Annotated in this window: 11 protein-coding genes; 2 read left to right on the top strand and 9 right to left on the bottom strand. The window is 56.8% G+C overall.

Annotated features, from left to right (window positions below; genetic code table 11):
- Position 1 precedes the first annotated feature (1 nt).
- The 4 genes from I6L58_RS11945 to rfaD are packed head-to-tail and all read right to left on the bottom strand — an operon-like array spanning position 2 to position 4,090.
- The gene (locus I6L58_RS11945) at positions 2–1,111 is read right to left on the bottom strand and encodes a glycosyltransferase family 9 protein (RefSeq protein ID WP_088209001.1); all 1,110 of its coding nucleotides are present in this window, start codon (positions 1,109–1,111) and stop codon (positions 2–4) included.
- 3 nt (positions 1,112–1,114) lie between these two features.
- A complete protein-coding gene (gene rfaC, locus I6L58_RS11940; RefSeq protein WP_088209002.1) occupies positions 1,115–2,098 on the bottom strand; it encodes a lipopolysaccharide heptosyltransferase RfaC in 984 nt (327 codons plus the stop codon).
- 3 nt (positions 2,099–2,101) lie between these two features.
- On the bottom strand, positions 2,102–3,148 hold the full coding sequence (gene rfaF, locus I6L58_RS11935; RefSeq protein ID WP_088209003.1) for an ADP-heptose--LPS heptosyltransferase RfaF: 1,047 nt from the start codon (positions 3,146–3,148) through the stop codon (positions 2,102–2,104).
- Between the two features lie 9 nt (positions 3,149–3,157).
- On the bottom strand, positions 3,158–4,090 hold the full coding sequence (rfaD, locus tag I6L58_RS11930) for an ADP-glyceromanno-heptose 6-epimerase (RefSeq protein WP_006177736.1): 933 nt from the start codon (positions 4,088–4,090) through the stop codon (positions 3,158–3,160).
- A 215-nt stretch (positions 4,091–4,305) separates the two neighbouring features.
- On the opposite strand from rfaD, the gene kbl reads away from it, so the two are divergent.
- Positions 4,306–5,502 carry a glycine C-acetyltransferase gene (kbl, locus tag I6L58_RS11925; protein ID WP_058610498.1) on the top strand — a complete coding sequence of 399 codons (1,197 nt, stop codon included), beginning with the start codon at positions 4,306–4,308 and terminating at the stop codon, positions 5,500–5,502.
- 9 nt (positions 5,503–5,511) lie between these two features.
- Entirely contained in the window at positions 5,512–6,540 is a 1,029-nt protein-coding gene (gene tdh / locus I6L58_RS11920; RefSeq protein ID WP_006177738.1) for an L-threonine 3-dehydrogenase, read from the top strand.
- A 26-nt stretch (positions 6,541–6,566) separates the two neighbouring features.
- Here tdh and I6L58_RS11915 read toward each other — a convergent pair whose 3' ends face one another.
- The 5 genes from I6L58_RS11915 to gpmM are packed head-to-tail and all read right to left on the bottom strand — an operon-like array spanning position 6,567 to position 12,500.
- Positions 6,567–7,481, bottom strand: a complete 915-nt coding sequence (locus I6L58_RS11915) for a hypothetical protein (protein WP_088209004.1) — start codon at positions 7,479–7,481, stop codon at positions 6,567–6,569.
- Between the two features lie 15 nt (positions 7,482–7,496).
- Positions 7,497–8,702, bottom strand: coding sequence for a glycosyltransferase (locus I6L58_RS11910; protein WP_088209005.1), 1,206 nt, complete (start codon positions 8,700–8,702; stop codon positions 7,497–7,499).
- Positions 8,703–8,711: 9 nt separating this feature from the next.
- Positions 8,712–9,659, bottom strand: a complete 948-nt coding sequence (locus tag I6L58_RS11905; protein WP_088209006.1) for a divergent polysaccharide deacetylase family protein — start codon at positions 9,657–9,659, stop codon at positions 8,712–8,714.
- A 3-nt stretch (positions 9,660–9,662) separates the two neighbouring features.
- Positions 9,663–10,922 (bottom strand): murein hydrolase activator EnvC, encoded by a 1,260-nt coding sequence (envC, locus tag I6L58_RS11900; RefSeq protein ID WP_233500347.1) that lies wholly within the window; start codon positions 10,920–10,922, stop codon positions 9,663–9,665.
- 33 nt (positions 10,923–10,955) lie between these two features.
- A complete protein-coding gene (gene gpmM / locus I6L58_RS11895) occupies positions 10,956–12,500 on the bottom strand; it encodes a 2,3-bisphosphoglycerate-independent phosphoglycerate mutase (protein ID WP_088209007.1) in 1,545 nt (514 codons plus the stop codon).
- Positions 12,501–12,643 lie beyond the last annotated feature (143 nt).

The raw sequence follows: 12,643 nt of genomic DNA, 5'->3' as shown, positions 1-12,643 counted from the left end.
ATTAATTTCCTTGAGCATCAATGGCATGTTCGGTTGTGCGAGCAGTCTGCAGAGTCGAAATAAAGAGTTTGAGCTGGTGCAGGGATTCTTCGGTTACCGCAAACAACTCTTCTTTTGGCTGGCTGAAGTAGTAGCGTGTTTCAAAGACGTAGGAGTTGATATTGTCGTCGTTGCCAATCAGTAACACATTGCCCAGCGGACGCTGTTCATAGTGGCAGCAAGGTCCGAACAACACCACTACCGGCACGCCGACTGCATCTGCGATATAGATATTCCCGGAATCAGACGCGATGTAGCAATCCATTTTGGAGATTGCCCACGGCAGCTCTTCAAGGGAAATCTTGCCGATGAGGTTGATGAAGTTAGGGATTTCACCGTACGCACGCGTAATATCGTCCAGCCACTCTTGCTCACTGGGTGCACCAAACACATAAAACTCGCACGGCAGATCGGCGAGCTTATCAACAATACGCTTCCAGATGACCGGCGGGACCGTTTTCGCTTTATTGCCTGCGGCAATACTGATGCCTATACGAATGACGCCGGGTTTATCGAGGACTTCCGGATAAACGGCGGGCTTAAACAGAGGCTTTGTGGCGTGCTTCGGGGAAGCTTGCCACGTTAGCGAGCGGTCGGCCAGCTTCAGGTAGTTGGTGACCGACAACGTCTTTTTGCCGTGCTCAACGGTGCCGTCGGCAGTGGTATAGAAAATACCGTGGTACCACCGGCGGGTATAGGTGCTTAAGAATTGTTTATTTTTGGCATTACAGGCGGCGGCGAAAAAGAGATTCACGCTGTTGGGCTGCAGGAGATACACATTGTCATAGTCATTCATGATCCTGCAGGCAAAGCACAGCTTACGCCACAAATTACGCTTTTGTTGCTCGATAAAAAAAATCTGATCGATAGTGTCATCATGCTTCGCCAGCGCAGCCACGCTTCGGCTGATCAACACATCGCTTTTTTGCAGGTACGCCAGAAGAGGCGTGGCATTAACAAAGTCACCGATTTTGGCTGTCTGAATGACCAGGTTCTTACCCGTGTCTTTGCGAAACAGCTTCCGGATGAGTTTCACCGGGAAAAGTAAAATCAGCAGAAATACGTAACTCATGGGTTAAATATCCCTGTTGGAAAGCCGATGGCTGCTCTGTAAAAATGAAAAAATAGCATCTGCGGTAATGTCTCTCGTCTGCTGAGTAGGGCTGACCATCTGATGTTGGTTTTTACCGTAGCCGCCAATCAGCCCGGGATCGGTGGGGCCGAATAGCGTGATATTGGGGCGATCCAATGCTGCGGTTAAGTGGCTCAGTCCCGTATCAACGGACACGACAGCCTCTGCACCTGCCAGCTCTGCAGCAACCTTTGCCAGCGTGAGCTTAGGTAACACTTCTACGTGCGAAAAACCTGCCGCTAACCGCTCAGCACGTTGGCGCTCGTGTTCAGCACCCCAGGGCAGTTTAATATGGATGCCGGTAGGTTGCATTAATTCAATCAATCTTCGCCAGTGCGTTTCCGGCCAGTGTTTATCGTCCCGCGTTGTGGCATGGAGGAACACCACATAAGGCGTCGCACGGTTATCCGCGTCACGCTGGAAATGCTGCGATATCGCGTAATCGCCCTGCGTTTCGGGCTTGCTGTAGCCGAGGCTTTTAGCAAACAGCTCCCGGGTGCGTTCCACCGCGTGTTGTTGCTTCGGGATATGATGGCGATGGTTATAGAACAGGCTTGCCAGCGGCTCGCGGGCGGTTTGCCAGTCCATACCGTGCTTTACGCCGTGCGCCAGACGCGTGACCAGCGCGGCGCTTTTCACCAGCCCCTGCGCGTCAATAATGGCGTCGTAGCGCTGAGCCTGCACCGCGTCGCGAAAGGCGTTGCGCTCGGCCTTAACCGGCGCGGAGAACCACGCCTTGCGCCAGCGGCGAATGGCAACCGGGATCACCCGGTCAACCGCGTCATGCCAGGTCGGGATTTGCGCGAAACCCTCTTCCACCACCCAGTCAAAGCGGATGCCGGGAATGGCGCGCGCGGCGTCCGTCAGGGACGGCAGCGTGTGCAGCACGTCGCCCATTGATGAGGTTTTAACGATCAATACCCGCATCCGTTATCCTTCTTCGCTCAGCAGCAGGTCGTTAAGCTCTTCGAGGACGCGCGCGGGCGTGATGTCGATCAGGCTCTGATGATAGCCTTCTGCCGCATCGCCTTTACGCACTTTATGGTAGCCGTCGATCAGGCGAATGACCCGCGCTTTATGCGACAACGGCGGGGTAAAGTCCGGGCTGCTTGGGCCGTAAAGCGCCACCAGCGGGCGGCTCAGCGCGGCGGCGACGTGCATCAGGCCGGAGTCATTAGTGACCACGGCTTTACAGACGGCCAGCAGGATCACCGCTTGCTCCAGCTGCGTTTCACCGGCCAGGTTGCGACACCATGCCTGCTGTTCGGTACTGAGCGTGGCGAGAATGTCGTTGCCCGCCTCGTGGTCTTTCGCCGAACCAAACAGGACGATCTGAAAGCCTTCGTCGATCAGCTGTTTCGCCAGTTCCGCGTAGTGATAGTGCGGCCAGCGTTTAGCCGGGCCAAATTCTGCGCCGGGGCAAAAGCCGATCATCGGCCGTTCGGCAGAGAGGTTAAAGGCGTTACAGGTATGGGATTTCTCTCCCTCGCTGACCTGCAACTGCGGCCAGAGCAGCGGCTGCGGCAGGTCTTTCGCGCTGCGCATCACGCCCTTGTCGTAGGCCAGCGCCACATAGCGCTCAACCATCAGCGGCCAGGCTTCTTTATCCAGCACGCGCGCGTCGTTCAGCAGGCCGTAGCGCATTTCACCGCGCCAGCCGGTGCGGTGCGGAATGCCCGCAAAGAAAGGCACGAGGGCAGATTTGAAGGAGTTAGGCAGCACCCAGGCGCGGTCATAGCGCTTTTCGCGCAGGCTGTGGCCGAGCTTGCGGCGTTCGCCGATTTCCAGCGCCCCGTGGCCGAGCGGCATCGGGATCGCTTCATTCACTTCCGGCATACGCGACAACAGCGGACGGCACCACGCGGGTGCCATCACGTCGATTATCGCCTGGGGATAGCGCGCCTTGAGCGTGCGATAGAGACTTTGCGACATCATCATGTCGCCCACCCAGGACGGGCCGATCACCAGTATCTTCATGCTTACTTCTTACGCGTCGCGATTCAGCCAGGCCATATACTCCGTTACGCCTTCGGCAACGGTCTTGAACGGCTTATCGTAGCCCGCAGCACGCAGGTTGGTCAGATCGGCCTGGGTGAATGCCTGATAGCGGCCTTTCAGTTTTTCCGGGAACGGAATGTACTCCAGGGTGCCTTTCTTATGCCAGGCCAGCGCGGCGTCGGCCACGGCCTGGAAGGATTCGGCGCGGCCCGTGCCCAGGTTGAAGATGCCGGATACGCCGTTTTCCCAGAACCACAGGTTCACGGCCGCGACGTCGCCCACGTAGACGAAGTCACGCTTGAAGCCGTCGCTGCCTTCAAACAGTTTCGGGCTTTCGCCGTTGTTCAACTGGGTATTCAGGTGGAACGCGACGCTCGCCATACTGCCTTTGTGGCCTTCGCGCGGTCCGTAGACGTTAAAGTAGCGGAAGCCAACAATCTGGGAGTTCGCTTCTGGCAGGATCTGACGGACATATTCATCGAACAGGAACTTGGAGTAGCCGTAGACGTTCAGCGGCTGCTCATATTCACGGGATTCGATAAAGTCTGACGTGCGTCCGCCGTAGGTAGCCGCAGATGATGCGTACAGGAACGGGATTTCACGCTCCAGGCAGTAGTGCAGCAGCTCTTTGGAGTACTGATAGTTATTGTCCATCATATACTTGCCGTCCCACTCGGTGGTGGAGGAGCATGCGCCTTCGTGGAAGATGGCTTCGATGTCGCCTAACTCTTCGCCTGCCATAATCTGGATAAGGAAATCTTCTTTATCCATGTAGTCAGCAATGTTCAGATCCACCAGGTTCACAAACTTGGTGCCGTCTTTCAGGTTGTCCACCACCAGGATGTCGGTGATGCCTTTGTCATTGAGGGCCTTAATAATATTGCTGCCGATAAAGCCCGCGCCGCCGGTAACGATGATCATAACTGTAACCTTTGAAGTGTGGAGCCCGGGGACAATCCCGGACGCTAATGTTCTTATCATATCATCACAATGCCCTGTCTTCAGCCATTCACCGATGTGCAGCAGGGTTACGCGTGATTTATGCTGCAAAAACGACAAGAGATACTGCGTCATCTCGTCATCAAGTATAGGTTTGGGTAATATGTGCCGAAATTTGCCGAGTCTGGAGAATTGCAATGCGTGGTGATTTTTACAAACAGTTAAACAGCGACCTGGACACCGCACGTGCGGAAGGGTTGTTCAAAGAAGAACGTATTATCACGTCTGCGCAGCAGGCGGACATCACCGTTGCCGACGGCAGCCACGTGATCAACTTTTGCGCGAACAACTACTTAGGCCTGGCGAATCACCCGGAGCTGATTGCTGCTGCCAAAAATGGCATGGACACCCACGGTTTTGGGATGGCCTCCGTGCGCTTCATCTGCGGCACGCAGGACAGCCACAAGCAGCTTGAGAAAAAGCTGGCGAACTTCCTCGGAATGGAAGATGCGATCCTCTACTCCTCCTGCTTCGACGCCAACGGTGGCCTGTTCGAGACGCTGCTTGGCGCAGACGATGCGATTATCTCCGACGCCCTGAACCACGCCTCCATCATCGACGGTGTGCGCCTGTGTAAAGCGAAGCGCTTCCGCTACGCTAACAACGACATGGCCGAGCTGGAAGCGCGCCTGAAAGAGGCGCGTGAAGCCGGTGCCCGTCATGTGCTGATTGCCACCGACGGCGTGTTCTCTATGGACGGCGTGATTGCCAACCTGAAAGGCGTGTGCGACCTGGCAGACAAATACGACGCGCTGGTGATGGTCGATGATTCTCACGCCGTCGGCTTCGTGGGTGAGAATGGCCGTGGCTCGCACGAATACTGTGAGGTGATGGGTCGCGTGGACATCATCACCGGCACGCTGGGCAAAGCGCTCGGCGGCGCGTCCGGCGGCTATACCGCTGCGCGTAAAGAGGTGGTCGAGTGGCTGCGCCAGCGCTCCCGCCCGTATCTGTTCTCCAACTCCCTGGCCCCGGCGATTGTCGCCGCCTCCATTAAGGTGCTGGAGATGGTGGAATCCGGCGCTGAGCTGCGCGACCGTCTGTGGTCCAACGCCCGTCTGTTCCGTGAAAAAATGAGTGCGGCAGGTTTCACCCTGGCCGGTGCAGACCACGCGATCATCCCGGTGATGCTGGGCGATGCGGTTGTGGCGCAGAACTTTGCCCGCGAGCTGCAAAAAGAGGGGATTTACGTCACCGGGTTCTTCTTCCCGGTGGTGCCAAAAGGTCAGGCGCGTATCCGCACCCAGATGTCTGCGGCGCATTCACCTGAACAAATTGAGCGTGCGGTAGAAGCCTTTACCCGCATCGGTAAACAGCTGGGCGTAATTGCCTGAGGACGTGTGATGAAAGCGTTATCCAAACTGAAAGCGGAAGAAGGGATTTGGATGACCGACGTGCCGGAGCCGGAAGTCGGTCATAACGATCTGCTGATCAAAATTCGTAAAACCGCCATCTGCGGTACGGACGTTCACATCTACAACTGGGATCAGTGGTCGCAGAATACCATTCCTGTCCCGATGGTTGTCGGGCACGAATACGTTGGTGAAGTGGTCGGTATCGGCCAGGAAGTTAAAGGCTTCAAAATTGGCGATCGCGTCTCTGGCGAAGGTCATATCACCTGTGGTCACTGCCGTAACTGCCGCGGTGGACGCACGCACCTGTGCCGCAACACTGTGGGCGTGGGCGTCAACCGTCCCGGCTGTTTTGCAGAATACCTGGTGATCCCGGCGTTTAACGCGTTCAAAATCCCGGACAACATCTCTGACGATCTGGCCTCCATCTTCGATCCGTTCGGCAACGCGGTGCATACGGCGCTCTCGTTTGACCTGGTAGGTGAGGACGTGCTGGTATCCGGCGCTGGCCCGATCGGGATTATGGCGGCGGCGGTGGCAAAACACGTGGGTGCACGCAACGTTGTGATCACCGACGTGAATGAGTATCGCTTGTCGCTGGCGCGTAAAATGGGCGTCACCCGCGCGGTGGATGTCTCTAAGGAGAACCTGAACGACGTGATGGCCGAGCTGGGCATGACCGAAGGCTTTGACGTGGGTCTGGAGATGTCCGGTGCGCCACCGGCGTTTCGCACCATGCTCGATACCATGAACCACGGCGGGCGTATTGCGATGCTGGGTATTCCACCGTCGGATATGTCTATCGACTGGAACAAGGTCATCTTCAAGGGGCTGTTCATCAAAGGCATTTATGGCCGTGAGATGTTTGAAACCTGGTACAAGATGGCGGCGCTGATCCAGTCTGGACTGGATCTGACCCCGATTATCACCCATCACTTCTCTGTTGATGAGTTCCAGAAAGGCTTTGACGCGATGCGTTCCGGCCAGTCCGGTAAAGTCATCCTGAGCTGGGATAAGTAAGAGAAAAGGGGCCTCAGGCCCCTTTTTTACTGTTTCTTTTTCTCTTCGTCCGTCAGGTAGCGCACCTTGCGGGTGTAATCCTGGCCTTTGAACAGCAGTTTGTTATCCGGCGATTCAAGATACTTCTGCCATTCGGAGAGAGGGAAACCACCGTGCGCGCCAATCACCTCTTTTGGCACAACGGCTTCCTGCCCGCCGATCTTCTTGGAGACCGGCCAGTTCATCCAGTCACCCAGATTGACCGTTTTCACATCCAGCATGTCCAGCAGCGCGGCGAGCGGCAGCTGATCGGTCGGCGGCTGCGTATCATCCATCAGCTCCCAGGTATCCTGGAACAGCGTCAACCACAGCGGGCAGATGCGTCGCCAGGTCTTTTTGGTGGCGGCAAGGAAGGCGCCGTTAACGTGATCGACCAGATACGGGCGCACCGTCTCTTTGTAATACGCCGGTACTTTCTCCGCGGGTGCGCCGTTGAGTTTGGCGATCATCTTGCCCTGACGGAAGCTGGAGTAGATATGCATGTCGGCCATGCTGATCTCAGGCATCTTAAGCAGATTAAGATCGGAGTCGATCATTAACACGCCTTCACCGCGCGCCTGCAGCGGGGCGTTAAGCTTCACCAGACGGCTAAGATAGATTTGCTTGTAGCGATAATGCGCTTCGCGCACGGGAAGCGTGAGCGTAACAACGCGTGTTTTTGGCGGCAGTTCGCCAAAAGCGGACTCTGGCTGATCGCTAACGATAACGATCTCGCTAACGCCAGTGGCATAACGCTCGGCGAAGGTGGCCGACAGTAACGCCTCTTCAACAAAATCTGCGCCGGTGCAGGGGATCACGATGGAATCCACCGTAACATGACTGCTGCTGACAGGCAGGGAGGCGTAGGGAATGTTGTGTCGCCCGGTGATATGGCGGTAGCGAGCATTCAGGAATTTAAACATGTTCATCTCGTTGGGTTATTGCGCACCAAGGACGGCTTCGACACCGTTAACATAGCGTTCGATTGCATAGGCCTGGCAAACGTTCTCATGCGCAGCCGCAGCCAGCCGGGCGCGCAGGCCAGCATCGTGCCAGATATTGTCCAGATGTTCAGCAAGCAGCGAAACATCACTCCAGGGGAACAGCAAACCTGTCGACCCGTGGTCAATCAGTTCAGCCGTCCCCGTCACCTGCGAGCCAATCACCGGGATCTTGAGCAGCATGGCTTCAAGTACCACGCGCGGTAATCCTTCGCTCTTCGAGGCCAAAATAAAGGCGTCAAACGTGGCGAGGTAATCAAATGGCGTGTTCTGAAAACCGGTGAAAATCACGTTGCGTTCAATACCCAGTTCGCTGGCCTGTGCGGCAAGCGCGCGGCGCTCAGCGCCTTCGCCAACCAGCACCATCTTCCATTTCGCCTCAGGATGCTTGCGGCTAAAGGTCGCCAGCGCTTCCAGCGTATGGTGATTCGCTTTACGCGGGATCAGCGACCCTATGCTGCCAAACACAAAGGTGTCATCTTCCAGGTGCAGGCGATGGCGCATGGCAAGGCGGTCGGGCAAGGGCTGGTGGATATCGATCGCGTTATTGACGGTTGTACAAAGCTCAGGGCGAACGCCATGCTCCAGCAAAACGCGCTCGACGCCATGCGAGACGGCGATAATTTTATCGGCATGGGCATTCACCAGCTTAACCAGAGGCGGGGTCAGCACGGGTTCAATACGGCAGTGCTGAATGACGCGCGCCTGCAGTCTGGCGCCCGCCAGATATCCCTCTTCATTGGAGCCGGGCTGATTGTTCATGTACAGCGTATCAAACCCCCCTTCCCTGAAGAGAGCCTCAATGCGGCGAACGTTAGGCTGAATACGCCACAGCGTATCAATGCGGCGCGTAAACGCCACCCGGGCGCTGCGCGAGAAAAACAGCAGGCTACGGCCCAGCTCTTTCGCCACCTTCGCCCAGACGGGCTGTTTGTGCTGAGGGATGACGATCAGGGGAATATCGATACCCTTCAGTACCTGCCCAATCGTCTGGCCTTCGGCCCGGCTGTAGTCGCTGTAAAAACAACAGGTAATGTCGAACTTATCGCGATCGATACGCTTTAACAGTTCGAGCATACTGTTGGTGCCTCCGCCCCATTCTTTACCGGTATCAAGGAGCAGGATTTTATATTTTTGCGGCATCTTTCTACCTTAATTGCCTGTCACTGAAGTGTTACTACTCCAGCCCTGCCACTGGTGCTGAACATATTTCACCAGCGTGCTTTGGCTTACGCTTTCCCCGATGACCGCAAAGAAGCGGGTCGCATTGACCGGCTCAAGCGGTTTTTTCGGCGCACAGCTTTTCACGCCGCGGAACGGATTTCGCGGCGCAGGGGCGGTTTGTTGTCCGCCGTTAGGTGTGGACGTATCGACCTGCGGCTCATTGAGCAGATCGCTCGGGCGCACCAGGGTGATATCGGCAGGCAGCGTCGGCAACATTTGCTGCAAAACGCGCACCGTGGACGGATGCGGGTGGCCAATGGCGATTGCCGAGCCATTCCGGCGGGCCAGTTGCACCGCCCGGTTAAACTGTACGCGGATGTCCGCTTCGTTCTGGGTATCGTCCAGGAACACCTTGCGCTTAATCACCTTCACGCCCGTTCCCTGCGCGGCGCGCATGGCCTGACTGTTGCCAATGGTCATGCTGTCGAGGAAATAGAGATTGTAGCGCTCAAGCGACTGCATAACCTTCAGCATACCGTACAGGCTGGAGGTCATCGCGCTGCCCATATGGTTGTTCAGCCCCACCGCATACGGCACTTTGTTGTAGGCGTCGCGGATGATGCGATCGATCTCATCGCTGCTCATCTCGGGGCGTAAGGTGTCTTTTTCCAGCGGCTGCTTGCTGAGCGGGGCCATGGGCAGGTGGATCAACACCTGATGGCCGCTATTATGGGCTTTGGTTGCCATCTCCCGCGCGTGTGGCGCATTGGGGAGGACGGCAACAGAGATGGCTGACGGCATCGCCAGCACCTGGTTTTCGTAGTGTGGACGATAACCGAAGTCATCAATCACGATGGCGAGTTTGCCTGCATATACCGGTGCAGCCAGCGCCAGTGCGCTGGCGACGGAGAGAATCAATCGACGAAATTGAAGCAAAACTTATCTTCCCAACCACGGCTGTGGATTGACCGCCTGACCCTGGCGACGAATTTCGAAATAGAGTGACGGGCGGCCCTGACCGCCACTGCTGCCCACAAGGGCGATGGGTTGACCGGCGCGCACCTGAGTGCCGACGCTGACCAGCGCGCTCTGGTTGTAGCCGTACAGGCTCATGTCGCCTTTACCGTGCTCCACCACGACCACCAGCCCGTAACCCTGCAGCCAGTCGGCCAGGATCACGCGGCCATCGGCGATGGCTTTCACTTCGCTACCCTCAGACGCACCGATAACGATCCCTTTCCAACGTAGCTCACCCTGCAGCTGTTCGCCATAACGATGGAGGAGAGTCCCGCGTACCGGCCAGTAGGCCTGCCCGCGCGGGGAGCCAAGCCCACCGGTGCGAGACATCAGGGAGCGTTCGTTTTCAGTGGGTTTGTAGGTAGTGCCTTTACGCGAGGCTTCTTGCTGTTTGTTGCGCACGACCTGGGCTTCACGCGCCTCTTTCTCGGCGCGCGCTTTGGCGGCCGCTTCGGCGCGGGCGATGCTGTTGCGCAGTTTGGATTCGTTGGCACGCATTTCGCTCAGCTGGCTTTGGCCTTGCTGAATGGAGGACTCAAGCCCGGACAGGGTTTTCTTACGCTCGTTGCGCGCCTGCTCCAGCTTCGCCTGCTGGGCCTGCTGTTCGTAAAGCAGCGTCTGCTGCTGGCTTTGCTTCTCTTCCAGCTCGGCTTTCTGGCTGGTGACCTCTTCGCGCGTCTGCTTAAGCTGGGCGATGGTCTCCTGACGGGCCTGGTTTAAATAGCCGAAGTAAGCCTGTAAACGCTGGCCGCGCTGGCTCTCTTCACCGCTGAGGATCAGCTGAAGGCCGGTGTGTTCACCCTGACGGAAGGCCGCATCAAGCTGAGCCGCAAGCGTGCGCTCCTGCGCGTCGCGCTGGCGCTCCAGTCGCGCAATCGACGCGTTCATTTCGTCGATCTGCTTATTCAACTGGGCGAGCGTGTTCTGGGTTTCACGTAGCTTACGTGCGGCGGCGGAGATAGCCTCTTCCTGCTTCTTAAGCTGGGCAAGTAAAGCGGCGCGTTGCTGTTGCTGCTGGCGTACCGCGCGCTCTTTGGCGGCGATATCGGCCTGAATAGATTTGAGCTGGTCGCGGTCATCCGCGTGGGCGGACGTGGCGCACAGCAATACGCCAGCGCTGAGCGCGCTGGCGTAAAGCAGAGGTCTGACTGATAGCCGAAGCGGCTTCACGACCCATGTGATTGAAAAAATCGCCTTTCCCCTCATGGGGAGCGATTATTCCACGATGAACAGCGGCTTACCAGTCATCTCTTCAGGGATCGGCATGCCCATCAGCGTCAACATGGTTGGCGCGATGTCGGAAAGCTTACCGCCTTCCACTGCTTTCACTGATTTATCACCAACATAAATCAATGGAACCGGCAGGTTGGTGTGGGCAGTGTGCGCCTGGCCGGTCGCCGGATCGCGCATCTGCTCTGCGTTACCGTGGTCGGCGGTGATCAGCAGCTGGCCGCCAACGGATTCAACGGCTTTCGCCACCTGCTCAACGCAGTGGTCCAGCGCTTCAACCGCTTTAACCGCCGCGTCCATCACGCCGGTGTGACCCACCATATCGCCATTCGGGTAGTTACAGATGATGGTGTCGTACTTGCCGCTTTCGATGGCCGCTACCAGCTTTTCAGTCAGCTCGGCAGAGCTCATTTCTGGCTGCAGATCGTAGGTCGCGACTTTTGGTGAGTTAATCAGAATACGCTCTTCGCCTTTAAACGGCTCTTCGACACCGCCGTTAAAGAAGAAGGTGACGTGAGCATATTTCTCGGTTTCGGAGATACGCAGCTGCGTCTTGTCGTTTTTCGCCATCCATTCACCGAAGGTGTTCGCCAGCGATGCCGGTGGATAGGCGCAAGGAGCCTTGATGTCGGCAGCGTATTCGGTCAACTGGATGAAATCGAGAGTCACCACTTTCTTACGGGCGAAACCGTCGAAATCGCTATTCACAAACGCACGGGTGATTTCGCGCGCGCGGTCAGCACGGAAGTTCATGAAGATCAGCGCATCGCCGTCTTCCATGGCCGCATCGGCCTGGCCTTCAGCGCGGATCACGGTTGCTTTCACGAACTCGTCGTTTTCATCACGCGCGTAAGCCGCTTCCAGGCCTTCAACCGCGGTAGCGAACTGGAATTCACCTTTCGCCAGGGTCATCAGGTCATAGGCTTGCTCAACGCGATCCCAGCGGTTGTCGCGGTCCATGGCGTAGTAACGGCCAATAAGGGAAGCTACGCGGCCTTTACCCAGCGCAGCGAATTTCGCTTCAAACGCTTCCAGCGAGCCTTTCGCGCTGCGAGGCGGGGTGTCGCGGCCGTCGAGGAAAGCGTGCAGATAGATTTTTTCCGCGCCGCGCTCGGCTGCCAGTTCAACCATCGCCATGATGTGGTCTTCGTGGCTGTGAACGCCGCCCGCAGAGAGCAGACCCATGATGTGAACGGCTTTGCCTGACGCGACGGCTTTATCCACGGCACCCGTCAGCGTTGGGTTGGCAAAGAAGGTGCGTTCTTTGATTTCAACATCCAGGCGGGTCAGGTCCTGGTAAACGATACGGCCAGCGCCCAGGTTGACGTGTCCAACTTCGGAGTTACCCATCTGGCGATCCGGCAGACCCACTTCCAGGCCTGATGCATCAATCAGGGTATGGGGACGTTTTGCCCACAGCGCATCCATGACCGGGGTTTTGGCGTTGAAAATGGCGTTATCCTGGCTCTCCTCGCGATAGCCATAGCCATCCAGAATTACCAGTACCATAGGTTTTTTAGAAACCGACATTGCGACAACCTCATGCTCAAGAGACGAAAAATATGCGTAATTTTACTACAGCTGAATCGATCAAATAGCCGCAGAAGATCAAAGAAAGGAGAGGGGCAAGGCGCTTCTCGGGTCATTTTGAGGCTTTTTTTTCGTGGCATGCC

The organism is Enterobacter cancerogenus (assembly GCF_019047785.1).
Classification (GTDB): domain Bacteria; phylum Pseudomonadota; class Gammaproteobacteria; order Enterobacterales; family Enterobacteriaceae; genus Enterobacter; species Enterobacter cancerogenus.
The sequence above is the reverse complement of the archived record's forward strand: the minus strand, read 5'-3'. Positions and strand labels throughout refer to the sequence as shown.